The organism is Kitasatospora sp. MY 5-36 (assembly GCF_001182915.1).
GTDB lineage: Bacteria > Actinomycetota > Actinomycetes > Streptomycetales > Streptomycetaceae > Kitasatospora.
Window position 1 is genome coordinate 1 of sequence record NZ_LFVW01000052.1, and the last position, 22,037, is coordinate 22,037.

21 protein-coding genes are annotated in these 22,037 nt (G+C 73.2%); 7 read left to right on the forward strand and 14 right to left on the reverse strand.

Annotated features, from left to right (window positions below; translation table 11 throughout):
* The coding region (locus tag AE652_RS04780) for a polysaccharide deacetylase family protein (protein WP_049649863.1) at window positions 1-664 on the forward strand (664 nt) is incomplete at its 5' end.
* A 42-nt stretch (window positions 665-706) separates the two neighbouring features.
* Here the strand turns inward: AE652_RS04780 and AE652_RS04785 are convergent.
* On the reverse strand, window positions 707-1,525 hold the full coding sequence (locus AE652_RS04785; protein ID WP_049649864.1) for an SDR family NAD(P)-dependent oxidoreductase: 819 nt from the start codon (window positions 1,523-1,525) through the stop codon (window positions 707-709).
* A 305-nt stretch (window positions 1,526-1,830) separates the two neighbouring features.
* Between AE652_RS04785 and AE652_RS04790 the strand changes: the two genes are divergently transcribed.
* Window positions 1,831-2,700, forward strand: a complete 870-nt coding sequence (locus tag AE652_RS04790; RefSeq protein WP_049649865.1) for a 3-hydroxybutyryl-CoA dehydrogenase — start codon at window positions 1,831-1,833, stop codon at window positions 2,698-2,700.
* Between the two features lie 72 nt (window positions 2,701-2,772).
* Here the strand turns inward: AE652_RS04790 and AE652_RS04795 are convergent, their stop codons facing one another.
* The 8 genes from AE652_RS04795 to infC all read right to left on the reverse strand — a co-directional run bounded on the left by AE652_RS04795 (window position 2,773) and on the right by infC (window position 11,421).
* Entirely contained in the window at window positions 2,773-3,615 is an 843-nt protein-coding gene (locus AE652_RS04795; protein WP_049649866.1) for a chitosanase, read from the reverse strand.
* Window positions 3,616-3,864: 249 nt separating this feature from the next.
* Window positions 3,865-6,366, reverse strand: a complete 2,502-nt coding sequence (pheT, locus tag AE652_RS04800) for a phenylalanine--tRNA ligase subunit beta (RefSeq protein WP_049649867.1) — start codon at window positions 6,364-6,366, stop codon at window positions 3,865-3,867.
* Entirely contained in the window at window positions 6,366-7,487 is a 1,122-nt protein-coding gene (pheS, locus tag AE652_RS04805; RefSeq protein ID WP_049649868.1) for a phenylalanine--tRNA ligase subunit alpha, read from the reverse strand. Before pheS ends, pheT begins: the two co-directional genes overlap by 1 nt.
* A 172-nt stretch (window positions 7,488-7,659) precedes the next feature.
* Window positions 7,660-8,763 carry an ATP-binding protein gene (locus AE652_RS04810; protein ID WP_049649869.1) on the reverse strand — a complete coding sequence of 368 codons (1,104 nt, stop codon included), beginning with the start codon at window positions 8,761-8,763 and terminating at the stop codon, window positions 7,660-7,662.
* Between the two features lie 117 nt (window positions 8,764-8,880).
* A complete protein-coding gene (locus AE652_RS04815; protein WP_049649870.1) occupies window positions 8,881-9,747 on the reverse strand; it encodes an RNA methyltransferase in 867 nt (288 codons plus the stop codon).
* 100 nt (window positions 9,748-9,847) lie between these two features.
* Complete coding sequence (gene rplT / locus AE652_RS04820) at window positions 9,848-10,243, reverse strand: 50S ribosomal protein L20 (protein WP_030055649.1); 396 nt, start codon at window positions 10,241-10,243, stop codon at window positions 9,848-9,850.
* 109 nt (window positions 10,244-10,352) lie between these two features.
* The gene (rpmI, locus tag AE652_RS04825) at window positions 10,353-10,547 is read right to left on the reverse strand and encodes a 50S ribosomal protein L35 (RefSeq protein WP_030055648.1); all 195 of its coding nucleotides are present in this window, start codon (window positions 10,545-10,547) and stop codon (window positions 10,353-10,355) included.
* Window positions 10,548-10,689: 142 nt separating this feature from the next.
* The gene (gene infC / locus AE652_RS04830) at window positions 10,690-11,421 is read right to left on the reverse strand and encodes a translation initiation factor IF-3 (protein WP_074002347.1); all 732 of its coding nucleotides are present in this window, start codon (window positions 11,419-11,421) and stop codon (window positions 10,690-10,692) included.
* Between the two features lie 446 nt (window positions 11,422-11,867).
* On the opposite strand from infC, the gene AE652_RS04835 reads away from it, so the two are divergent.
* Window positions 11,868-12,245: a DUF1844 domain-containing protein gene (locus tag AE652_RS04835; protein WP_049649872.1), complete on the forward strand. Its 378-nt coding sequence runs from the start codon at window positions 11,868-11,870 to the stop codon at window positions 12,243-12,245.
* A 60-nt stretch (window positions 12,246-12,305) separates the two neighbouring features.
* Here AE652_RS04835 and AE652_RS04840 read toward each other — a convergent pair whose 3' ends face one another.
* Window positions 12,306-13,079 (reverse strand): SseB family protein, encoded by a 774-nt coding sequence (locus AE652_RS04840; RefSeq protein WP_049649873.1) that lies wholly within the window; start codon window positions 13,077-13,079, stop codon window positions 12,306-12,308.
* A gap of 102 nt (window positions 13,080-13,181) precedes the next feature.
* Here AE652_RS04840 and AE652_RS04845 point away from each other — a divergent pair, with 102 nt between their 5' ends.
* From AE652_RS04845 to AE652_RS04855, 3 genes are all read left to right on the forward strand, one after another.
* Window positions 13,182-14,405, forward strand: coding sequence for an amino acid deaminase/aldolase (locus tag AE652_RS04845; protein ID WP_049649874.1), 1,224 nt, complete (start codon window positions 13,182-13,184; stop codon window positions 14,403-14,405).
* A 58-nt stretch (window positions 14,406-14,463) separates the two neighbouring features.
* Entirely contained in the window at window positions 14,464-14,883 is a 420-nt protein-coding gene (locus AE652_RS04850) for a hypothetical protein (RefSeq protein WP_049649875.1), read from the forward strand.
* A gap of 241 nt (window positions 14,884-15,124) precedes the next feature.
* Window positions 15,125-16,039, forward strand: coding sequence for a lytic polysaccharide monooxygenase (locus AE652_RS04855; RefSeq protein ID WP_049649876.1), 915 nt, complete (start codon window positions 15,125-15,127; stop codon window positions 16,037-16,039).
* A gap of 139 nt (window positions 16,040-16,178) precedes the next feature.
* Here AE652_RS04855 and AE652_RS47880 read toward each other — a convergent pair whose 3' ends face one another.
* The 4 genes from AE652_RS47880 to AE652_RS04875 form a co-directional block, all read right to left on the reverse strand.
* Window positions 16,179-17,357: a DUF2510 domain-containing protein gene (locus AE652_RS47880; RefSeq protein ID WP_049649877.1), complete on the reverse strand. Its 1,179-nt coding sequence runs from the start codon at window positions 17,355-17,357 to the stop codon at window positions 16,179-16,181.
* Window positions 17,358-17,512: 155 nt separating this feature from the next.
* Window positions 17,513-18,313, reverse strand: coding sequence for a 3-oxoacyl-ACP reductase (locus AE652_RS04865; RefSeq protein WP_049649878.1), 801 nt, complete (start codon window positions 18,311-18,313; stop codon window positions 17,513-17,515).
* Window positions 18,314-18,320: 7 nt separating this feature from the next.
* Window positions 18,321-19,700, reverse strand: coding sequence for an aldehyde dehydrogenase (locus AE652_RS04870; RefSeq protein WP_049649879.1), 1,380 nt, complete (start codon window positions 19,698-19,700; stop codon window positions 18,321-18,323).
* A gap of 3 nt (window positions 19,701-19,703) precedes the next feature.
* The gene (locus AE652_RS04875; RefSeq protein ID WP_049649880.1) at window positions 19,704-21,098 is read right to left on the reverse strand and encodes a glutamine synthetase family protein; all 1,395 of its coding nucleotides are present in this window, start codon (window positions 21,096-21,098) and stop codon (window positions 19,704-19,706) included.
* Between the two features lie 165 nt (window positions 21,099-21,263).
* Here AE652_RS04875 and AE652_RS04880 point away from each other — a divergent pair, with 165 nt between their 5' ends.
* A complete protein-coding gene (locus AE652_RS04880) occupies window positions 21,264-21,992 on the forward strand; it encodes a gamma-glutamyl-gamma-aminobutyrate hydrolase family protein (protein ID WP_049649881.1) in 729 nt (242 codons plus the stop codon).
* Window positions 21,993-22,037 lie beyond the last annotated feature (45 nt).

Below are 22,037 nucleotides of genomic sequence, written 5' to 3' on the forward strand. Positions count from 1 at the left end.
CGCGGCCGCCGCCCAGCCCAGCGCCCCGCCGGCCCCGCCCGCGCTGTCGCCGCTCGCGCCCGGCACCCCGGTCGAGGTCGCGTACGGGCCGCGCACCGGGAAGAACGTGGCGCTCACCGTCCACGGCAGCGGCGACCCGAAGCTGGCCACCGCCCTGCTGGAGATCGCCGAGCAGCGCGGCGCCAAGCTGACCGTGATGGTGGTCGGCAGCTGGCTCGACCAGCAGCCGCAGATGGCCCGGCGGATCCTGGACGGCGGCCACGAGCTGGGCAACCACACCCAGAACCACCTCAACATCTCCGCCATGACACCGGACCAGGCGCGCGCCGAGATCGCCCAGTGCGCGGAGCGCCTGCAGCGGCTCACCGGCTCGATCGGCCGCTGGTTCCGGCCCTCCGCCGCGCAGTACGCCACCCCGATGGTGCGGGAGCAGGCCAAGGCGGTCGGGTACGAGCACGTGCTGTCCTTCGACGTCGACCCGCGCGACTACAACGACCCCTCGGCGGCCGAGCTGCAGCGCCGGGTGCTGAACTCGGTGCGCGGCGGCTCGGTGGTGGCGCTGCACATGGGGCACCAGTGCACGGTGGACGCGATGCCCGGTGTCCTGGACGGCCTGGCCAAGGCGGGGCTCAAGCCGGTGACCGCCAGCCAGCTCTGCGCCTGAGCGGTCGGGACCGGTCTGACGGGCCCCAGGGGACGCCCCAGGTCAGACCATCGGATCGTCGTCCTTGTACGGGCGCAGCCGCAGCGTACGGGCGTCCGCGGCGCGGATCGCGTCCGCCCGGTTGACCAGCTCCTCCAAGTCGTCCCGGCCGGCGTGGATGAACCGCCCGTGCAGTCCGTCGAAGCGGCCCCGGGCGGCGTCCACGGTGACCGCGACCATGTACGGGATGGAGCCCCAGGTCGTCGTCTCCTTGAACATCGGCATCGCGGCGGTCATGTCGGTGGCCACCGCGCCCGGGCTGACGTCGAGGACCACGACGCCGTTGCGGGCGAGCGAGTCCGCCATGTTGTCGGAGAGCTGGAGCAGCGCGCCCTTGGACGTGGCGTACGCGGTGTAGTTGCCGTCCGGGCGCAGCGCGAAGCCGGAGTTGAGGTTGACCACCCGGCCGCTCCGGCGGGCGACCATGCCGGGGAGCACGCAGCGCAGCAGGTTGTAGGGGCCGCGCAGGTTGGTCTCGATCACCTGCCACCACTGGTTCGCGTCGGTCTCCCAGATCGGCACCTCGGCGCGGTCGACCAGGCCGGCGTTGTTGACCAGCAGGTCGATCGGCCCGAGGTCGCGCTCGACCAGCCGGACGGCCTCGCGCACCGAGCCGGGTCGGGTGACGTCGGCGGTCACCGCGACGCCCCGGGAGCCGCGCTTGACGCACTCCTTGAGCGTGTCGGTCAGCGTCTCGTGGGTGCGGCCGACCAGGCCGACGGACATCCCCTCGGCGGCCAGGCCGATGGCGAGCTCCCGGCCGATGCCCCGGCCCGCGCCGGTGATCAGGGCGACCTGTCCTGCGAGCGATCCCGTCGACACCCTGTGCTCCCTTCACGTCCCCGGCCCTGTCCGCGTCCGCCCCCGGCCCCGTCTGCGGCATTCTGTCGGCAGCCGGGCGGAGCGGGCCCCGGGCACACGGGTCCGGGGCCGCTGCCTCACTCGTTCGGGTGAAGCCCGACCCTGGCACTACGCCGGGGAGGGGGTGACCTACTGGCCGGTACGGAGTAGTAACGTCGTCGGGGCGGTGACCGGTGCACCCATTCCGGCACACCGGCCCGTCGTCCAGCAGCTCGCTGGGCCACCCGAAAGCTGGGCGACCCCCAGCACCGTCGAAGGGCAACTGAGTGAGTGACATCGCGCGCGTCGGAGTGATCGGCTGCGGTCTGATGGGGTCGGGCATCGCCGAGGTCTTCGCCCGGGCCGGGCTGGACGTCCTGGTGTCGGAGGCCAGCGGTGAGGCGCTGGAGTTCGGCCGCACCCGGCTGACCAACTCCCTGGAGACGGCGGTCAAGCGGGGCAAGCTGAGCCCCGAGCAGCGGGACGAGGCGCTGGCCCGGCTGTCCTTCACCGTCGAGCTGTCCGACTTCGCCGACCGCGACCTGGTGGTCGAGGCCGTCGCCGAGCGCGAGGACGTCAAGGTCAAGATCTTCGAGACCCTGGACCGGGTGGTCGAGCGCCGCGACGCGATCCTCGCCTCCAACACCTCCTCGATCCCGATCGTGAAGCTGGCCGCCGCCACCACCCGCCCGGAGCAGGTGATCGGCCTGCACTTCTTCAACCCGGCGCCGGTGCAGAAGCTGGTCGAGGTCATCCCGACCCTGACCACCTCGGCGACCACCACCGAGCGGGTCGAGGCCTTCGCCTCCCAGGTGCTCGGCAAGGAGCCGATCCGCGCCCGCGACCGGGCCGGCTTCGTGGTCAACGCGCTGCTGGTGCCGTACCTGCTGTCCGCGGTGCGGATGTTCGAGACGGGCGTGGCCACCGCCTCCGACATCGACAAGGGCATGGAGGCCGGCTGCGCCCACCCGATGGGCCCGCTGCGGCTGTGCGACCTGATCGGCCTGGACACCATCGTCTCGATCGCCGAGTCGATGTACGACGAGTACAAGGAGCCGCTGTACGCCGCTCCCCCGCTGCTCTCCCGGATGGTCGACGCGGGCCTGCTGGGCCGCAAGTCCGGCCGGGGCTTCTACGACTACACCGCGAGCGCCTGACACCCCGGCGCGCGCGAACGGCGGGGCCCGGCGGCTGTGAACCAGCCGCCGGGCCCTTTCGCCTTGCCGGCGTCAGCTGTTGATGGCGTAGCTGTCGCCGTAGACCTTCCACTTCAGCGGCGGGTTGAGGTCGAAGTTCTTGGCGTTGAGGAAGACCAGCTGCTCGGTGTCGACCCGGCTGGTGTCGGAGTGCGCCTCCTCCTTCTTCATGACCACCTTGCGGGCGTCCAGGAAGGCCTTGAGGTAGGTGGCCTCGTCGCCGCCCTGGGCGGGGGTCTTGGCCTTCTTCAGGGCGGCGGCGCGGATGCCGCCGAAGCTGTCCGAGCTGTTGCCCGGGCCGTGCATGACGATGGCGTCGTAGTAGGCGAACTGGCCGAGCGCGCGCAGGCCGTCGCTCTTGGCCTGGTTGACGGCGGGGTTGAAGTACACCCGGTCGCGCTCGTCGTTCTGGGCCTGCTGGAAGACGGTGTCCTTGGCGGCGGTGGCCCAGTCCTTCTCGAACGCGGAGCCCAGCCCGGCGTGCGACTCGCTGCCGTTGACCTTCTTCAGGGCCGGCAGGTACTTGGCCAGGATGTTGCCGGGCTTGAGGTCGGTGTAGTGCTGGACCAGGTCCAGCATGTCACCGGTGCCGGAGCAGAAGCCGATGATGCCGGCGGTGTAGCCGCGGCCGTCCTTGATGTCCTCGATGTACTTGTACTGGGCCTTCCAGTCCAGCGACGAGTTCTCCGCGCTGGACACCAGCTGCATGGCGATGTCCTTCTTGTGCGGGTCGTCCAGCCCGACGCCCTTGAGCTGGACGGCGGCGGCGGGCGACGGGGCGGCCTGGGCCGCCGAGGTGGCCGCGACGGTCAGCGGCGCGGCCACCAGGGCGGCGGCGAGGGCGATGCGGAGGGCACGACGGGGCTGAGGGCGCATGGGACGCTCCGATTCCTCGTGGGGTTAGGAAACTTTCCTAACGAGAAAAAGGAAACGCTCTCGGCCCGGCTCCCGCAAGGGTTTTGACCGAACCTCTTCAAGAGATCTTGAGGGCCGGCGGCCGGGTCGCGACGCCCGGGCGACCGTCCGGTCGAGCCGGGGAAACGGCCGGGACAACACCGGGGAAACGGAGAGGGCCCCGCCCCGGACGCGTGGTCCGGGGCGGGGCCCTCCTCGGGCGCTGCCGCGTCAGGCGCCGCGCAGCACCGCGCCGGTGCGGGCGACGGCCTCGGCGACGGCCGCCTCACGGGCGGCGGTGGCTTCGTCGGCGGTCAGCGTGCGGTCGACCGCGCGGAAGCGCAGCGCGTACGCCAGCGACTTCCGGCCCTCGCCGACCTGCTCGCCGGTGAAGACGTCGAACAGCCGGATGGCCTCCAGCAGTTCGCCCGCGCCGGCCCGCAGCGCGGCCTCGACCTCGGCCGCCGGGACGGCGGTGTCGACGATCAGCGCGACGTCCTGGGTGGCCACCGGGAAGCCGGAGACCGCCGGGCCGTTGACGCGCTCGGCGCCGTCCGCCGTCAGCAGGTCGACGTCGATCTCCATCGCGGCGGTACGGGCCGGCAGCCCGAGCGCCTTGACCACCCGCGGGTGCAGCTCACCGGCGTGGCCGACCACCCGGTCGGTGCCGGCCACCAGCAGCTCGGCGCAGCGGCCCGGGTGCCACGGCGCCAACTGGCCCTGGCGGACGGTCAGTTCGACGCCGGCCGCACGGGCCACCGCGCGGGCCGCCTCGACGGCGTCCGCCCAGGAGGCCTGGGAGCCCTTGCCCCACCAGCCCGACGGCAGCCGCTCGCCCGCGAGGGCGACGGCGATCCGGCGCGGCTGGTCCGGCAGCGCGGCGTCCAGCGCGGCCAGCTCCTCGTCGCTGGGCCGGTGGTCGACCGCCGGACGCGGGGCCACGCTCAGCTCGTCCTTGGGCAGGAAGACCGTGCCGGTCTCGAAGACCGCCAGGTCGGTGTTGCCCCGGCCGACGTTGCGGCGCAGCGCGCCGAGCAGGCCCGGCAGCAGCGTGGTGCGCAGCGCCGGCTCCTCGTCGTTCAGCGGGTTGACCAGCTTCACCGTGCGGCGGCGCCGGTCGTCCGCCTCCAGGCCGAGCGCCTCGAAGGCGGGCTCGCCGAGGAACGGGTAGTTGTTGACCTCGACGTAGCCGGCCGCGGCCAGCGCGACGCCGATCCGACGGTGCACCCGCTGGGCCTCGGTCAGGCCCTTGCCCGGGGGGACGTTGGGCATCCGGGCGGGGACGTTGTCGTAGCCCTCCAGCCGGATGACCTCCTCGGCGAGGTCGTACGGGTCCGTGAGGTCGGGCCGCCAGGTCGGCGGGGTGACCTCCAGGACGTCGGCGCCGGAGACCGAGCAGCCGATCTCCTGCAGGCGCCGGGTGACGGTCTCGCGGCCATACCCGGTGCCGGCCACCCGGTCGGGCAGGTCGGCGGCGATGGTGATGGTGCGCACCGGGTGCGGGGCCGCGATGTCGGTGACCCCGGCCTCGGCGGTGCCGCCGGCGATCAGGACCAGCAGGTCGACGGCGCGCTGCGCGGCGGCGCGGGTGGCCTCCGGGTCGACGCCGCGCTCGAAGCGCTTGGACGCCTCGGAGGGCAGCTTGTGCCGCTTGGCGCTGCGGGCGATGGCGACCGCGTCGAAGTGCGCCGCCTCGATGATCACCTCGGTGGTGCCCGGGCCTGCGGCCGGGTCGAGGATCTCGGTGGAGGCGCCGCCCATCACGCCGGCCAGGCCGATCGGGCCGCTGTTGTCGCAGATCAGCAGGTCCTCGGCGGAGAGCTTGCGCTCGACCCCGTCGAGGGTGGTCAGGGTCTCGCCCTGCGCCGCCCGGCGGACCGTGATCGGGCCGTCCACGCGCTGCTTGTCGTAGGCGTGCAGCGGCTGGCCGACCTCCAGCATCACGTAGTTGGTGATGTCGACGGTCAGCGAGATCGGGCGGATGCCCGACTTCTGGAGCCGGCGCTGCAGCCAGATCGGGGACTTGGCGTTCGGGTCGACGCCGACGACCGTACGGGCCACGAAGCGGTCGCAGCCGGTCTGGTCGTTGACCTTCACCAGGTAGCCGAAGGAGTTCGCCGGCGGCACGTCGAGCAGCGCCGGGTCGGCCAGCGGCAGCCCGTACGCGGCGGCGGCCTCACGGGCCACACCGCGCATGGACAGGCAGTAGCCGCGGTCCGGAGTGACGGCGATGTCGAGCACCTCGTCGACGAGCTGGAGCAGCTCGATGGCGTCGGTGCCGGGCTCGTACTCCGGCGGGAGCACGATGATGCCGTTGTGGTCGTCGCCCATGCCCAGCTCGCGGGCGGAGCAGATCATGCCGGCCGAGGTGTGGCCGTAGGTCTTGCGGGCCGCGATCGGGAACGGGCCGGGCAGGACGGCGCCCGGGAGCACGACCACGACCTTGTCGCCGACGGCGAAGTTGGTCGCACCGCAGACGATCTCCTGCGGGTCGCCGGTGCCGTTGGCGTCGCCGACGTTCACGAAGCAGTGCCGGATCGGCTTCTTGAAGCCGGACAGCTCCTCGATGGAGAGCACCTCGCCGACCACCAGCGGGCCCTTGAAGTCCGCGCCGATCTGCTCGACGGTCTCGACCTCCAGGCCGGCCCGGACCAGGCGCTCCGCGACGTCACGGCCGGTCTCGCCGGCCGGCAGGTCGACGTACTCGCGCAGCCAGGAAAGCGGGACGCGCATCAGATCTCCATCCCGAACGGGAGGGTGAAGCGGACGTCACCCTCGACCATGTCGCGCATGTCGGCGACGTTGTGACGATTCATCAGGATCCGCTCCAGGCCCAGGCCGAAGGCGAACCCGCTGTAGCGGTTCGGGTCGACACCGCAGGCGACCAGCACCCGCGGGTTGACCACGCCGCAGCCGCCGAGCTCGATCCAGCCCTCGGAGGAGCAGGTCCGGCACGGGCGGTCCGGGTTGCCGACGCTCTCGCCGCGGCACACGAAGCACTGGAGGTCGATCTCCGCGCTCGGCTCGGTGAACGGGAAGTACGACGGGCGCCAGCGCAGCTCCAGGCCGCCGCCGATCAGCTTCTCGACCAGCACCTCGATGGTGCCCTTGAGGTCCGCGAAGGTGATGCCCTCGTCCACCGCGAGGCCCTCGACCTGGCGGAAGACCGGGGTGTGGGTGGCGTCCAGCTCGTCCGTCCGGTAGACCCGGCCGGGGCAGACCACGTAGAGCGGGGGCTCGCGGTCGAGCATGGTGCGGGCCTGGACCGGGGAGGTCTGGGTGCGCAGCACCACGCCGGAGTCGGCGGAGCCGTCCGGGGCCTGGACCCAGAACGTGTCCTGCATCGAGCGGGCCGGGTGGTCCGGGCCCAGGTTGAGGGCGTCGAAGTTGAGCCACTCGGCCTCGACCTCGGGGCCCTCCGCGACCTGGTAGCCCATCGCGACGAAGGTGTCCTCGATGCGCTCGGCCATGGTGGTCAGCGGGTGCCGGGCGCCGCGCGGAGCGCGGTCGTACGGCAGCGTGACGTCCACCGCCTCCTCGACCAGCACGCGGGCGTCCCGCTCCGCCTCCAGCTCGGCCTGCCGCTGGGCGAGGGCCTTGTTGACGGCCCCGCGGGCCTGACCGATCAGCTTTCCGGCGGCCGCCTTGGCGTGCGGGGGCAGGGCCCCGATCTCGCGATTGGCGAGCGAGAGCGCGGAGCGGTCGCCGGTGTGGGCGACCTTGGCCTGCTTCAGCTCGTCCAGGGAGCCGGCGGCGGCGAACGCGGCGACCGCCTCGTCCCGCGCCTGCTCCACCACCTCGGGCTTGAGGGCCTCGACCTCGACCGGGTCGTACGACTTGTTGGGTGCCGACATCTCTATCTTTCCCGTGCTCCTGCTCGTCCGTGCTCAAGGTCTTTGGGCCAACGCCAAAGGTCGAGTGTAGTCGCAGCGTGTATCACCGCTGCCGCGAAGCCCGTCCGGGGGGAACGACGTCCGACCTGCTCGGGATCCCGAAGCAGGCTGTGCTTGGCGTTCACGCACTTTCTCAGAGCATGAAGTCGGGCACCCCGGCGGGCAGGATAAATCGGAACCGGGCGCCGCCGCCGGGCGCGCGGTCGACGCGGATCGAGCCGCCGTGGGCCTCCACGATGCCCTTGACGATGTAGAGGCCCAGGCCCGTACCGCCGCGCTTGGAGCCGCGCCAGAAGCGGGTGAAGACGCGCGGCACCGCCTCCTCGGGGATGCCGCTGCCTTCGTCGCTCACGGTGACCGCCGTACCTTCCACGATGCGGGGCGGGGTGCCGTTGCGCTCCCAGACGGGCGCCTCGACGACCTCCTTGGCCGGTGCCACCTCGATCGTGACAGTTCCCTCACCGTGCCGCACCGCATTTTCCAGCAGGTTGGCCAGCACCTGGTCGACCTTGTCCGGGTCGGCCCACAGGACGGTCAGCGGCTCGCTGATCCGGATGTCGAAGCGGTCCTCGGGGATGCCGGTGGCGACCTTGCGCTCGACGTGCCGGCGCACCGCCGCCGCCAGGTCCACCACCTGCTTGCGCAGCTCCAGCCGACCGGCGTCGATCCGGGAGATGTCCAGCAGCTCGGCGATCAGCCGGGTGACCCGGTCCGCGTCGGCGTCCACGGTCTCCAGCATCAGCCGCTTCTGCCCGTCGGTGAACCGCTCCCACTTGGCCAGCAGCGTCGCCGTGAAGCCCTTGACGCTCGTCAGCGGGGAGCGCAGCTCGTGCGCCACGGTGGCGATCAGCTCGGCGTGGCTGCGCTCGGTGCGGCGCCGGGCCTCGGTGCCGCGCAGCGCGATCACCAGGCGCTCCAGCGGCCCGCCCGGGGCGCCGCGCACGTACCGGGCGGAGACCAGCACCTCACGCCCGCCGGGCAGCAGCAGGTTGCGCTCCGGCTGGCCGGTGCGGATGGCCAGGCCGCCGTACGGGTCGGTCAGCTGCCACCAGCGGCGGCCGTCCAGGTCCTCCAGCGGGAGGGCGTCCTCCAGCCCGCTGCCGAGCGCGGCCTGCGGGAGCACGCCGGTGAGCCGGGCCGCGGCCCGGTTGAAGCAGACCACCCGGCCCAGCGCGTCCGCGACCACCAGGCCGTCCGGCAGGTCGTCCGGGTCGAGCTCTGGCCCGCTGCCGACCATGGGTTGCCTCCCCGATTACCCACCGTGCCGTTCCCCCCACAGAGGCAGACCCTAGCGTCTCCCAGGCGGGTGTAGTAGGGCTTGCAACGGGGAGATCCCGGTGCGCCCCCGGGTGCGTCAGGCGTTCGAGCGGCAGCCGCCGGGCGAACGCTGCGCCCGGGCCGAGGCGTACAGGCAGACGGCCGCGGCCGTGGCCAGGTTGAGGCTCTCGGCGTGGCCGTGGATCGGAACGCGCACGACCTCGTCGGTGAGCGCGCGGGTCTCCTCCGGAAGCCCCCACGCCTCGTTGCCGAACACCCATGCGCCGGGCGCGCCCAGCGTGCCCTCGTCCAGCTCCTGGTCCAGGTCCCGCTCCCCCGCGCCGTCCGCGGCGAGCACCCGGACACCGGCCTCGCGCAGCCTGCCGACGGCCTCCTCGACCGGCACGCCGACCGCCACCGGCAGGTGGAACAGGCTGCCCACGGAGGCCCGGACGGCCTTCGGGTTGTAGAGGTCCACCGAGGCGTCGGTGAGCACCACGGCGTCCGCGCCGGCCGCGTCGGCGGTGCGCAGCACCGTGCCGGCGTTCCCGGGGTCGCGCACGTGGGCGAGGACCGCGACCAGCTTGGGGCGGGCCCTGAGCACCTCGTCGAACGGGGTGTCGATGAAGCGGCAGAGCGCCACGATGCCCTGCGGGGTCACGGTGTCGCAGATGTCGGCGATCACCTCGTCGGTGGCGGTCAGCACCGGCAGCCCCTCCGCCAGGGCGGCCTCGACGATGCCGGCGTGCCGCTCGGCGGCCTCCTGGGTCGTGTAGACCTCGACCACGGCGTGCTCGCCGCTGCCCGGCAGCCTGCCGAAGGCGACGGCCTCCCGGACGGCCTGCGGGCCCTCGACCAGGAAGCGGCGCTCCTTGCCGCGCTGGCTTCGCTTGGCCAGCCGGCGGGCGGCGACGACGCGCGGCGAGCGCAGGGAGGTCAGCAGGGGGGTGTCGGTGCTCGGCATGGTCTCGATCTCTGAGGGCGCTGAAGGAGGGGGGCGAAAGCAGGACCGGACCCGCAGGCGAGCCTGCGGGTCCGGTCAGAGCTCAACCGATCTCGGAAGATCAGGCGGCGTCCGCGGCGGCCTTCGGGGCGTTCACGTCGGCCGGCAGCGCCTTCTGGGCGACCTCGACCAGGGAGGCGAACGCACCCGGGTCGTTGACGGCCAGGTCGGCCAGCATCTTGCGGTCGATCTCGACGCTGGCGGCCTTCAGGCCCTGCACGAAGCGGTTGTAGGTGATGCCGTTGGCACGGGCCGCAGCGTTGATGCGCTGGATCCACAGCTGACGGAAGTCGCCCTTGCGCTTCTTGCGGTCGTTGAAGTTGTAGACCAGCGAGTGGGTGACCTGCTCCTTGGCCTTGCGGTACAGGCGCGAACGCTGGCCACGGTAGCCGCTGGCGCGCTCCAGGATGACCCGGCGCTTCTTGTGGGCGTTGACTGCCCGCTTGACGCGTGCCACTTGATTACTCCTTGGGTTGGACCACGGACTACTTCACGTGGTCCGTCATTCGAATGGGTCGGGAAGGATCAGCTGCCCCGCTCACGGCTCGCGCCGGGCGGGAGGGCGATCACTTGCCGAGAAGCTTCTTGATCTTCTTGGCGTCAGCGGGGGCCAGCTCGACGGTCCCGGCCAGCTTGCGGGTCAGCGTCGAGGGCTTGTGCTCCAGGAGGTGGCGGCGGCCGGCGCGCTCGCGCAGCACCTTGCCAGAGCCACTGATCTTGAAGCGCTTGCTGGCGCCACTGTGCGTCTTCTGCTTCGGCATTTCGCCGTATCTCCTCGTCAGTCCCGTCCGCGCCCGCGCGACGTGCGCCGCGCGGGCGTGAACTGGATGGATCTGCGGTGACCGGGCGGGACGCCCCGTCACCCTGGGGGCCGGTCTCCCGGGCCTCCTGGCCGGTGAGGGCTCAGGCGCCCTGGGAGGCGGCCGGCTGCTCGACCGGAGCGTCGGCCTCGACGGCCGGCGCCTCGGCCGGGGCGTCCTCGGCCTCGGTCACGACGTCCTCGACGTCGGTCACGACGTCCTCGTCCTCGATGTCCGCAGCGGCGTCGGGGCCGCCGGTGCGGCCCTGACGCTCGGCCTTGCGGGCGTCCGCGAGGGCGCGGGCCTCGGCCATCGCCTCGGTCTTCTTCTTGTGCGGGCCAAGAACCATGATCATGTTACGGCCGTCCTGCTTGGGCGAGGACTCGACGAAGCCCAGGTCCTGGACGTCGTCGGCGAGCCGCTGGAGCAGACGGAAGCCCAGCTCGGGGCGGGACTGCTCACGACCGCGGAACATGATCGTGATCTTGACCTTGTCGCCCTGCTTGAGGAACCGGACGACGTGACCCTTCTTGGTGTCATAGTCGTGCGGGTCGATCTTCGGCCGGAGCTTCATCTCCTTGATGACCGTGTGCGCCTGGTTCTTGCGCGCCTCACGGGCCTTCATGGCCGACTCGTACTTGAACTTGCCGTAGTCCATGAGCTTGCACACCGGCGGCCGGGCGGTCGCCGCGACCTCGACCAGGTCGAGGTCGTACTCCTGCGCGAGCTCCAGCGCCTTGGCAAGCGGCACGATGCCGACCTGCTCGCCGCTGGGACCGACGAGTCGCACCTCGGGGACGCGAATCCGGTCGTTGATGCGGGGCTCGGTGCTGATGGGGCCTCCTCGGTTGCACCTTCTGCGATGCGGCCGTCGGACGGCGGTCGCACGTAGTGGACTCGACCACTGGGCGGGGCTTCATTCGTGCTGCGCTGTCCGGCTACGTACACCGCCACACGAAAAAAGCCCCGCTCGGTACAAGCGGGGCTCCACACAACCGGGGGCTGCGCCCGGTGAGGGGCGCTGCGGCGACTCGGCGCCAGGGGCGCCCGTCGCGGACCGGGACCCGTCGGCCGCGAGGCCGACAAGGTGGGAGACTTTCGCGGTTGCCCTCTCGGGCCTCCTCAGTGGAGCCTCCACTTGCTGGCCGAGTGCCCATACGGGATCCCGGCCGGTCAGTCTCGAAGCTTACAGCGTCACGCGGTCGAACGCTATTCCGCCCCGGCGCGGACCCCCTTGTACGCTCCACGTGTACCCACACGGCACAACGGAACGAGCCACCCTTGAGCAGCGAGCCCACCCAGAACCCCGGCGCGGACGACGACGCGATCGGCTTCGACGACCTCACCCGCGACATCGCCGAGGTCCCGGCCGTCGAGGTGATCACCACCGTCGCCGTGCACCTGATGAGCGCCGCCGCGGTCAAGTGCGGTCTCGCCGAGGGCGGCGACAAGGACAAGGACCTGGACGAGGCCCGCAAGCTGATCACCGCGCTCGCCGGGCTGGTCACCGCCGGCGCCCCGGAGATCAGCAACTTCCACGCCGCGCCGCTGCGCGACGGGCTGCGCTCGCTCCAGCTCGCGTTCCGCGAGGCGTCCGTCGTCCCGGACGCGCCGGGCGCGGGGCCGGGCGAGAAGTTCACCGGGCCGGTCTACTCCTGACGTCCGGACCGCGAAAAGGGGCCAGCCTACTAGTCTAGTAGGCTGACCCCTTTTCGCTTCCTACCGCTTGTAGAGCGGCTCCCCCGGCAGCTCCGCGCCGGCCGGCAGCACCGCGAGGTCCAGCCCCCGGTCCAGCCGCACCCGCAGCACCGGGTCGGCGGCCACGGCCTGTCCGACCCGCTGGGCGGCCGCCTGCAGCCCGGCCTGGTCCAGCGCCGGGTCGAAGACCACCGCGAGCACCCCGTCCGAGTCCTCCGAGGCCGCCAGCAGCCCGGTGACCACCTGCGGCTCGGCCGCCAGCAACCCGCGGACCGCCTCGCGCACCTCCGGGTCCCGGACCGGCGGCAGGAACGCGCGGTTCTCCGCCAGCGCCCGCAGCCGGGCACCGCTCAGCAGGAACGGCACCGGCCCGGCCGGGTCAATCAGCAGGGTGTCTGCGCGCTCCGAGAAGGCCACCATCGCGGCCTGGGGGGCCGCGGTCGGCGCCGGGCGGGCGTCGGCGCGCCAGCGGGCGAGCGACTCCAACGACGTGAAGGCCGGCAGCGCGCGGCGCCCGTCCGGGGCCTCCAGCACCGGGACGGCCATGTCGCTGGTCTTCTCGTGCCGGTGCCCGTTCGCGTCCACCTCGACCTCGCCGAGGATCGCGACGATCGGGACCATCAGCCGGGTGGGGGTCAGCGCCGCCAGCACCTCCGGCTCGGCCGCGCGGTCCTGCGACCAGCGGGCGAGGGCCTCGGTGAGCGCCTGGTCGGCGGTGCCGTCGTCGTCGGAGAAGCCGGGATTCGGGATGCTCTTGCCGACGAACGCCGGGTTGGAGAAGTCTTTGCGGTCCACCCGCCCGACCCTATGCCACCGCGCGCGAGCGGCCCCATTTCCCCGCACGCTCCCCGCGCACGGGCCCTACCCACCGGTAGCGCGGTGTGGCACCCTGCGGCCATGGTGATCCTCGACGCGCCCGCGACCGCACCCGCCCCGGTCTCCGACCGCCTCCGGTACGACCGCGCCACCGCCCACCTGGACGGGCCGGTGGCCGTCGTGGACCTCGCCGCGTTCGACGCGAACGCCGCCGACCTGGTCCGCCGAGCCGGCGGCAAGCCGATCCGGCTGGCCAGCAAGTCGATCCGCTGCCGGGCACTGCTGGAACGGGCCCTCGCCGTGGACGGCTTCCTCGGGGTGATGAGCTTCACCCTGGACGAGTCGCTCTGGCTGGCCCGCACCGGCGTCCGCGACATCCTGCTCGCCTACCCCTCCGCCGACCGGGCCGGCTACGCCGAACTGACCGCCGACCCGGAGGCCGCCCGCGAGATCACCGTCGTCCTGGACGACCCGGCCCAGCTGGACCTGATCGACGCGGCCCGCGGCGGCGACGCCGAGGTGCGGGTCTGCCTGGAGCTGGACACCTCGCTGCAGCTGCTCGGCGGCCGAGTCCGGGTCGGCGCCCGGCGCTCGCCGCTGCGCACCCCGGAGGACCTCGGCGCCTTCGCCGAACTCGTCCAGCGCCGCCGGGGCTTCCGGGTCGTCGGCCTGATGGCGTACGAGGGACACGTCGCCGGGGTGGGCGACCGGGTGCCCGGCCGGCCGGTGCGCTCGCAGCTGATCCGGCTGATGCAGACCAGGTCCCGGACCGAGCTGGCCGAGCGGCGCGCGGCGGCGGTCCGACGGCTGCGGCGGGTGGCCGACCTGGAGTTCGTCAACGGCGGCGGCACCGGCAGCGTGGAGTCCACCGTGGCCGAGCGCGCCGTCACCGAGGTGGCGGCCGGCTCCGGGCTGTACCAGCCGCGGTTGTTCGACAACTACCGCTCCTTCCGGGGCCGCCCGGCCGCGCTGTTCGGCCAGCCGGTGGTGCGCCGCCCCGGCCTCGGCGTGGTGACCGTGCTCGGCGGCGGCTACCCGGCCTCCGGCGCGGCCGGCCCGGACCGCTCGCCGGTGCCGTACCTGCCGGCCGGGCTGCGCTACGACCCGATGGAGGGCGCCGGGGAGGTGCAGACCCCGCTGCTCGGCTCGGCCGCGGACGACCTGCTGATCGGCGACCGGGTCTGGTTCCGGCACGCCAAGGCGGGCGAGCTGTGCGAGCGCTTCGCCGAGCTGCACCTGGTCGAGGGCGACCGGGTCGTGCGGACGGTGCCGACGTACCGGGGCGAGGGGAAGACGTTCCTCTGACGCTTCGTCCGCCTTTGCCCTACCGTGGTGGCGACACTGCGAACGTGAAGGGGGCGGCATGGACGCCGAGCTCGTGCAGGAGATGGTGAGGTCCGGGGCGACCTCGGTGGCCGGACTGATGGCCACGGCCGCCTGGAACCAGGCCAGTTCGCGGATCGCCCGGCTGTTCGGGCGCGGCGAGCGGGACGAGGAGGCGAGCGCCGAGCTGGAGGTGATCCGCGCCGAGGTGCTGGAGGCCGACGGCGACGAGGAGGTCCTGGCCGACCAGGCCGCCGCCCTTCGCAACCGGCTGCGCGCGCTGTTCCGGACGAACCCGCAGGCGGCCGAGGAACTCTTCGACATCCTCCGGGAGTTCCTGCCCGGGCAGTTCGAGAAGGCGCCCGGCGGGACCTACATCATCAACACCATCAGCGGCAGCTCGACCGTCAACAGCGATCTCGTGATCCAGGCCGGCATCATCCACGACATGCGGCACTGACCTTTCCGGAGCCTTAACGGGGCCCGATGGAACGGCTAACCACGGCCGTCCGTCGGGCCTTTGTCCTGCTCCGGGGCCTACAGTCCGTCAACAAGCACAGTACGCGCGGCTATTGCCTTCTGGTCCAGACCAATCCTACGCTCTGGCCGGGAGCCGCGCGCCGGGCCGGCGGCTCCCGAACGGGCAGGCGTGCCCGTTCCCCCACGCACGCCCGGAACGACGGTCAAGGAGTCCCCACCCCATGTCCATCAAGCGAAGTGCCCTGTCCGTCGGCGTGATCGGCGCCGCGGTCGTCGCGGTGGCCGGTGCCACCGCCGGCACCGCCAGCGCCCACGGCACGATGACCAACCCCGTGAGCCGGGTCGCCGCCTGCTACGCCGAGGGCCCCGAGCACCCGGTGTCCCAGATCTGCAAGGACCTCGTCGCCGCGAGCGGCACCCAGCCGCTGTACGACTGGAACGAGGTCAACATCGCCAACGCCAACGGCAACCACCAGGCGCTGATCCCGGACGGCAAGCTCTGCTCGGCCAACCGCGACAAGTACGCGGCGCTGGACTGGCCGCGCACCGACTGGCCGGCCACCGCGGTGAAGTCCGGCGCCTTCACCTTCCAGTTCCGCACCACCGCGCCGCACGTCGGCACCCAGACCGTCTACATCACCAAGGCGGGCTACGACCCCACCAAGCCGCTGAAGTGGTCGGACCTCGACCCGACCCCGGTGGCCAAGGTGCAGGTCGACCGCAACGCCGTCAACGGCTCCTACAGCTACTCCGGCACCCTGCCGCAGCGCACCGGCCGCCAGGTGCTGTACACGGTGTGGCAGCGAAGCGACAGCCCGGAGGCCTTCTACGCCTGCTCCGACGTCGACTTCGGCGCCTCCGCCACCGCCGCGTCGGCGCTCACCGCCCAGGCCCCGGCCGCGCCCAGCGACGCCCAGATCGCGGCCGACGCCTCCAAGTCCACGGTCGCCCACCACGGCCACGGCGGGGACCCGGACTCCCCGGCCGGCCAGGTGATCCCGACCGCCTCGGCGGCCGTGGGCGGTACCTCGGCCACCGGTCCGCTGCTGCTCGCGGGTGCCGCCGCGATCAGCGTCGGCTGGGCCGGCATGGTGCTCCGGCGCCGTCGCGTCGAGGCTGTTCGACGCGACTCCTGACGCCGGGCGCGGGACCGGGCCGGCCACACCCCCGTCCGGCCCGGTTCCCGCGGCACCACCCCGCGCACGAGCGAACGGCGGCGGCCCACCCGGAGGGTTCCCTCCCGGGTGGGCCGCCGCCGTGTGAGGAGCGCGGTGCTCAGGTGGTGGTGCCCCCGGCGCCGCCGGCGCCCGCACCGGACCCGCCGGACCCGCCGGACCCGGGCAGCCCCGGGATGGTCGGCAGCTTGCCCTTGTAGTCGGTGATGCCCTTGACGATGGTGTCCATCACCGCGACGTCCGGCGACTTGTCGGCGATGTCGAAGCCGAAGTGCACCGAGACCAGCGACTTCCCGTCGGCGGACGGGAAGACCACGGTCTGCACGTAGCCGTTGTTGCCCTTGGGCGCGTCCACCTTCCAGCGGACCAGGTAGCCGTCCTGGCCGTTGACCTTCACGGCCTCGGACTTGAGCTCCTGGTGCCCGGTGACGTCGCCGTACGCGGCCTTGGCGGCCGCCGCGATGTCGGCCTTGGCCGCCGCCTGGGCGTCGGTGCCGCCGCCGTCGATCCGGCCGGTGTTGGCCCCGCCGAGGGAGCAGGTGCTCTTGCCGTCCACGCAGGTGTACGAGCCGACGCTGAGCATGGCGTAGCCGTCGGTGGTGGTGCCGGCCTCCCAGCCGTCCGGGACCGGCAGGGTGAGCTTGTTGACCACGTCGATCGCCTGGTCGGTGCTCGGGCGGGTCTTGCCGCCGCCGTTGCCGTTCCCGCCGCCGCCCTTCCCGCCGTTCCCGCCGTTCCCGCCGTTGCCCCCGTTGCCGCCCTTGCTGTCCCCGCCCCCACCGTTGCCGGGGTCGCCGAAGCCCGGGAGGCCGCCCCACGGGCCGTAGCCGCCGCCCTGCGGGGCCGGGCGGGCGCTGCGCGGGGCGCGGTCGCTGTGGCCGTCCACCGCGAGGTAGGTGACCCCCGCGCCGACGGCCAGGCCGAGCAGGGCGGCGACGGTGGTCGCCAGCACCAGCTTGGAGGGCTTGCGCCGGGCCTTGCGCGGCGGCCCGGCGGGCGAGCCGTAGGCGGCGCCGAAGGGCGGCGGCTCCGGGTAGCGGACGGTCGGGCCGCTCTCCAGCACCTCGCCCTCCAGCACCGTGGTCTGCCCGGCCGCTCCCGGCCCCGGGGCCGCGGCGGCCGTCGGCTCCGCCTCCGGAGCCTGCGGTGCCGGGGCGTCCGAGGGTGCGGGCCGGGTGTCGGCCGTCCAGCCCTTGCCGTCCCACCACCGCTGCGGCCTCGGGTCGCCGGTGGTGTTCTTGGGGTCCGGGTACCACCCGGCGGGAATCTGCTCGCTCACGGTAGAGAATCTAAAGGCAGCCGGATAAACGCGAAATCAGCGCGGCCCGGAATTCCCGCCGTTTTCGATGAGATTCCGGTGAGAACCCCGGCTGCGACCCTTCCGCGGCCCTTCCGCGGCCCTTGTGCGGCCCGACCGCCCGCGCCCGCGGGCGGCTACAGCGGTGTGACGTACGCCCCGGAGATGCCGCCGTCCACCAGGAACTCGCTCGCCGTGATGAACGAGGAGTCGTCGCTGGCCAGGAAGGCCACCGCGGCGGCGATCTCCTCGGCCCGGGCGAACCGGCCGAGCGGGATGTGCACCAGCCGGCGGGCGGCCCGCTCCGGGTCCTTGGCGAACAGCTCGCGCAGCAGCGGGGTGTCCACCGGCCCCGGCGAGAGCGCGTTGACCCGGATGCCCTCCCGGGCGAACTGCACGCCCAGCTCGCGGGACATCGCCAGCACCCCGCCCTTGGAGGCGGTGTAGGAGATCTGCGAGGTGGCCGCGCCCATCCGGGCCACGAAGCTGGCGGTGTTGATGATCGAGCCCCGCCCGTGCCGGCGCATGTACGGCAGCGCGGCCTTGCAGCACAGGTAGACCGAGGTCAGGTTGACCTCCTGGACCCTGCGCCAGGCGTCCAGCCCGGTGGTCAGGATCGAGTCGTCCTCGGGCGGCGAGATGCCCGCGTTGTTGAACGCGACGTCCACGCTGCCGCAGGTCTCGTACGCCTCGTCGAACAGCGCCTCGACCATGTACGGGTCGGTGACGTCGGTGTGCACGAACAGCCCGCCGACCTCCTTGGCGGCGGCCCGCCCGGTCTCCTCGTCGAGGTCGGCGCAGACCACCTTCGCGCCCTCCGAGGCGAGCCGGCGGGCGGCGGCCAGGCCGATCCCGCTGCCCGCGCCGGTGACCACGGCGGTGCGGCCGACCAGCCGTCGGCAGACGGGCTCGTCCGGCGCGGCGTGCTTCTCGCTCATCGGGCTGTCACTCCTCGCTGTGGATGAAGACGTTCTTGGTCTCGGTGAAGTGGCGTAGCGCGTCCGGCCCCAGCTCGCGGCCCACCCCGGACTCGCCGAAGCCGCCGAAGGGCGTCCAGTAGCGCACCGAGGAGTGCGAGTTGACCGACAGGTTGCCCGCCCGTACGCCCCGGGCCAGGCGCAGCGCGCGGCCGACGTCCCTGGTCCAGATCGAGCCGGACAGGCCATAGCGGGTGGCGTTGGCCAGCCGCAGCGCGTCGGCCTCGTCGGTGAACGGCAGGACGGCGGCGACCGGGCCGAAGATCTCCTCGGTGACGGCCGGGACCTCCGGGTCCTCGGGGGCGACCACCGTCGGCGGGTACCAGTAGCCGGGCCCGTCCGGGACCTTGCCGCGGGCCAGCACCGGCAGGTCGGGGGTGAGGTAGGAGGCCACCCGGCGGACCTGGGCGGCCGAGATCAGCGGGCCGAGCTGGGTCTGCGGGTCGGTCGGGTCGCCGGTGCGCAGGGTGTCGACGGCGGGCAGCAGTAGGGCGAGGAAGTCCTCGTACACCTCGCGCTGGACCAGGATCCGGCTGCGGGCGCAGCAGTCCTGGCCGCTGTTGTCGGCGAAGGAGAGCGGGTCGGCGGCGCGGGCCAGGTCGGCGTCGGCGAAGACGATGTTGGGGCTCTTGCCGCCGAGCTCCAGGGTGACCCGCTTGGCGCGGGCGGCGCAGCGGGCGGCGACCTCCTTGCCGACGAGGGTCGAGCCGGTGAAGACGATCTTGCGGACGGCCGGGTGGTCCACCAGGGCCCGTCCGGTGGTGGCGCCCGCGCCGGGGACGGTCTGGAACAGGCCCTCGGGCAGGCCCGCCGCGAGGGCGAGTTCGGCCAGCCGCAGAGCGGTCAACGGGGTGGCCTCGGCGGGCTTGAGCAGGACGGCGTTGCCGGCCGCCAGGGCGGGGGCGAAGCCCCAGGCGGCGATCGGCATCGGGAAGTTCCACGGCGCGATCACCCCGACCAGGCCGACCGGCTCGTGGAAGGTCACGTCCAGGCCGCCGGGGACCGGGATCTGCCGGCCGGTCAGCCGTTCCACTCCCCCGGCGGCGTACTCCAGCAGGTCCCGGACGTTGCCGGCCTCCCAGCGGGCGTTGGCCTGGAGGTGGCCGGCCTCCGCCACCTCCAGGGCGGCCAGCTCCGGGACGTGCACCTCGACCTGGTCGGCGAACCGGCGCAGCAGCCGGGCGCGTTCACCGGGGGCCAGCGCCGCCCAGCCGGCCTGGGCCTTCACCGCCCGCCGGACGGCCGCGTCCAGCTGCTCGGGGGTGGTGTCGGGGACGGTGGCGAGCACCTCGCCGGTGGCGGGGTTGCGGACCGTGCTGCTCCCGGCGGTCGCGTTCGGCTCGCTCATGACTCACATCCGTTCGAAGGATCGGTAGCGCTCCCAGTCGGTGACCGCCCCGTCGTAGGCGGACTGCTCGACCCGGGCCATGTTCAGGTAGTGCTCGACCACGTCGTCGCCGAAGGCCTCGCGGGCCAGTGCGCTGTCCGCCCAGAGCCCGGCGGCCTCGCGCAGCGAACCGGGCACCCGGGCGTACTCCTCGACCGCGTAGGCGTTGCCGAGGCAGGGCGCGGGCAGGTCCAGCTTGCGCTGCAGCCCGTGCAGGCCGGCCGCGAGCATCCCGGCCACCGCGAGGTACGGGTTGACGTCGCCGCCCGGTACCCGGTTCTCCATCCGCAGGCCGGGGCCGTGGCCGACCACCCGGTAGGCGCAGGTGCGGTTGTCCCGGCCCCAGGCGACGGCGGTCGGGGCGAAGGAGCCCGGGCGGTAGCGCTTGTAGGAGTTGATGTTCGGCGCGTACAGCAGGCTGAACTCGCGCAGCGCGACCAGCTGGCCGGCCAGGAAGTGCCGCATGGTGTCGGTCATCCGGCCGTCCCGGTCGGCGAAGGCGGGGGCGCCGACGGCGTCGCGCAGCGAGAGGTGGATGTGGCAGCTGTTGCCCTCGCGCTCGTCGTACTTGGCCATGAAGGTGAGCGCGCAGCCGAGTTGGGCGGCGATCTCCTTCGCGCCGGTCTTGTAGACGCTGTGCTGGTCGCAGGTGGTGAGGGCGTCGGCGTAGCGGAAGGCGATCTCGTGCTGGCCGAGGTTGCACTCGCCCTTGGCGGACTCCACCACCAGGCCGGCGCCGGCCATCTCGGTGCGGATCCGGGACAGCAGCGGCTCGACCCGGGCGGTGCCCAGCATCGAGTAGTCCACGTTGTAGAGGTTCGCCGGGGTCAGGCCGCGGTAGCCGCCCAGCCAGGCCTGCTCGTAGGTGTCGCGGAAGACCAGGAACTCCAGCTCGGTGCCGATGTCGGCGGCCAGTCCGTACTCGGCGAGCCGGGCGATCTGGCGGCGCAGCAGCTGGCGCGGGGCGGCGTCCACCGGGTGGCCGCCGTGCCGGGCGAGGTCGGCGGTGACCTGGGCGGTGCCGGGCTGCCAGGGGGTCAGCCGCAGGGTGCCGAGGTCGGGGCGCATCGCGAAGTCGCCGTAGCCGGTGGCCCAGGAGGAGAAGGCGTAGCCGTCCACGGTGTTCAGGTCGACGTCGACGGCCAGCAGGTAGTCGCAGGCCTCGGCGCCGTGCTCGGCCACCTCGTCGAGGAAGAACCGGGCGGCGAAGCGCTTGCCCTGGAGGCGCCCCTGCATGTCGGTGAAGGCGAGCGCGACGGTGTGCACCTCGCCGGTGTCCACCAGGGCGCGCAGCCGGTCCAGGGTCAGCGGCGGCCGGGGCGGCGAGCCCGCGGCGGCCCGTTCGGGCGTTTCGGACATACCGAACCCTCCTCCTCGATCACTCTTCGAGATCAAACGGTCACAGCGAACCGTACGGCCTGCGACTCGCGGGGCGGAAGAGGGCGGGTGGGTGTCGGGTGCCCGTGGCGCGCCGACGCGCGTGGCTGACGGTGGATCAGGTGCTCCGGGGGGAGAATGCGCGCCATGGATCGCAGGCCTTTGATCGGCGTCAGCACCTACCTGGTGGACGCGAGTTGGAGCGATTGGCGGGGCCGCCGGGTGGCCCTGCTGCCCGAGCGGTACACCGCGCAGGTCCGGGACTCCGGCGGGATCGCGGTCCTGCTGCCGCCGGACGTCCCGGAGCGCGCCCCGGAGGTGCTGGCCCGGCTGGACGGCCTGGTGATCGCGGGCGGGCCGGACATCGACCCGGCGTACTACGGGGAGCCGGCCCACCCGGCGACGGAGGTGGACTCGCCGGAGCGGGACGCCTGGGAGGTCGCGCTGCTGCGGTCGGCGCTGGCGGCGGGGATGCCGCTGCTGGCGGTCTGCCGGGGGATGCAGGTCCTGAACGTGGTGTGCGGCGGGACGCTGGTGCAGCACCTGCCGGACGTGGTGCCGGTGGACGTGCACGGCGGCTCGCCCGGGTGCTACGGCTCGCACCTGGTGCGGCCGGTGCCGGGGACGCTGCTGGGCGGGCTGCTGCCGGAGAGCGAGCTGGAGGTGCCGACCTTCCACCACCAGGCCGTCGACCGGGTGGGGGCGGGCCTGCGGGTGAGCGCCCACGCGCCGGACGGGACGGTGGAGGCGGTGGAGGGGCCGGGGTTCGCGCTCGGGGTGCAGTGGCACCCGGAGCAGGGGGACGACTTGCGGCTGATGCGGGCCCTGGTCCGGGCGGCCACCGCGGCGGTCCTCGACGCGATGGCGCTGGGGTAGATCAACTGGGCGCGGGGGAACGGGAGTTCGGGAGACCGGCCGGGT

Coding starts and splice junctions, on each gene's coding strand:
- AE652_RS04855 (WP_049649876.1), top strand. CDS start 15,125: ATGTCCATCAAGCGAAGTGCCCTGTCCGTCGGCGTGATCGGCGCCGCG.
- AE652_RS04815 (WP_049649870.1), bottom strand. CDS start 9,747: ATGCCGAGCACCGACACCCCCCTGCTGACCTCCCTGCGCTCGCCGCGC.
- rpmI (WP_030055648.1), bottom strand. CDS start 10,547: ATGCCGAAGCAGAAGACGCACAGTGGCGCCAGCAAGCGCTTCAAGATC.
- AE652_RS04875 (WP_049649880.1), bottom strand. CDS start 21,098: ATGTCCGAAACGCCCGAACGGGCCGCCGCGGGCTCGCCGCCCCGGCCG.
- AE652_RS04810 (WP_049649869.1), bottom strand. CDS start 8,763: ATGGTCGGCAGCGGGCCAGAGCTCGACCCGGACGACCTGCCGGACGGC.
- AE652_RS04870 (WP_049649879.1), bottom strand. CDS start 19,700: ATGAGCGAGCCGAACGCGACCGCCGGGAGCAGCACGGTCCGCAACCCC.
- pheS (WP_049649868.1), bottom strand. CDS start 7,487: ATGTCGGCACCCAACAAGTCGTACGACCCGGTCGAGGTCGAGGCCCTC.
- AE652_RS04880 (WP_049649881.1), top strand. CDS start 21,264: ATGGATCGCAGGCCTTTGATCGGCGTCAGCACCTACCTGGTGGACGCG.
- AE652_RS04850 (WP_049649875.1), top strand. CDS start 14,464: ATGGACGCCGAGCTCGTGCAGGAGATGGTGAGGTCCGGGGCGACCTCG.
- pheT (WP_049649867.1), bottom strand. CDS start 6,366: ATGCGCGTCCCGCTTTCCTGGCTGCGCGAGTACGTCGACCTGCCGGCC.
- AE652_RS04845 (WP_049649874.1), top strand. CDS start 13,182: ATGGTGATCCTCGACGCGCCCGCGACCGCACCCGCCCCGGTCTCCGAC.
- AE652_RS04795 (WP_049649866.1), bottom strand. CDS start 3,615: ATGCGCCCTCAGCCCCGTCGTGCCCTCCGCATCGCCCTCGCCGCCGCC.
- AE652_RS04865 (WP_049649878.1), bottom strand. CDS start 18,313: ATGAGCGAGAAGCACGCCGCGCCGGACGAGCCCGTCTGCCGACGGCTG.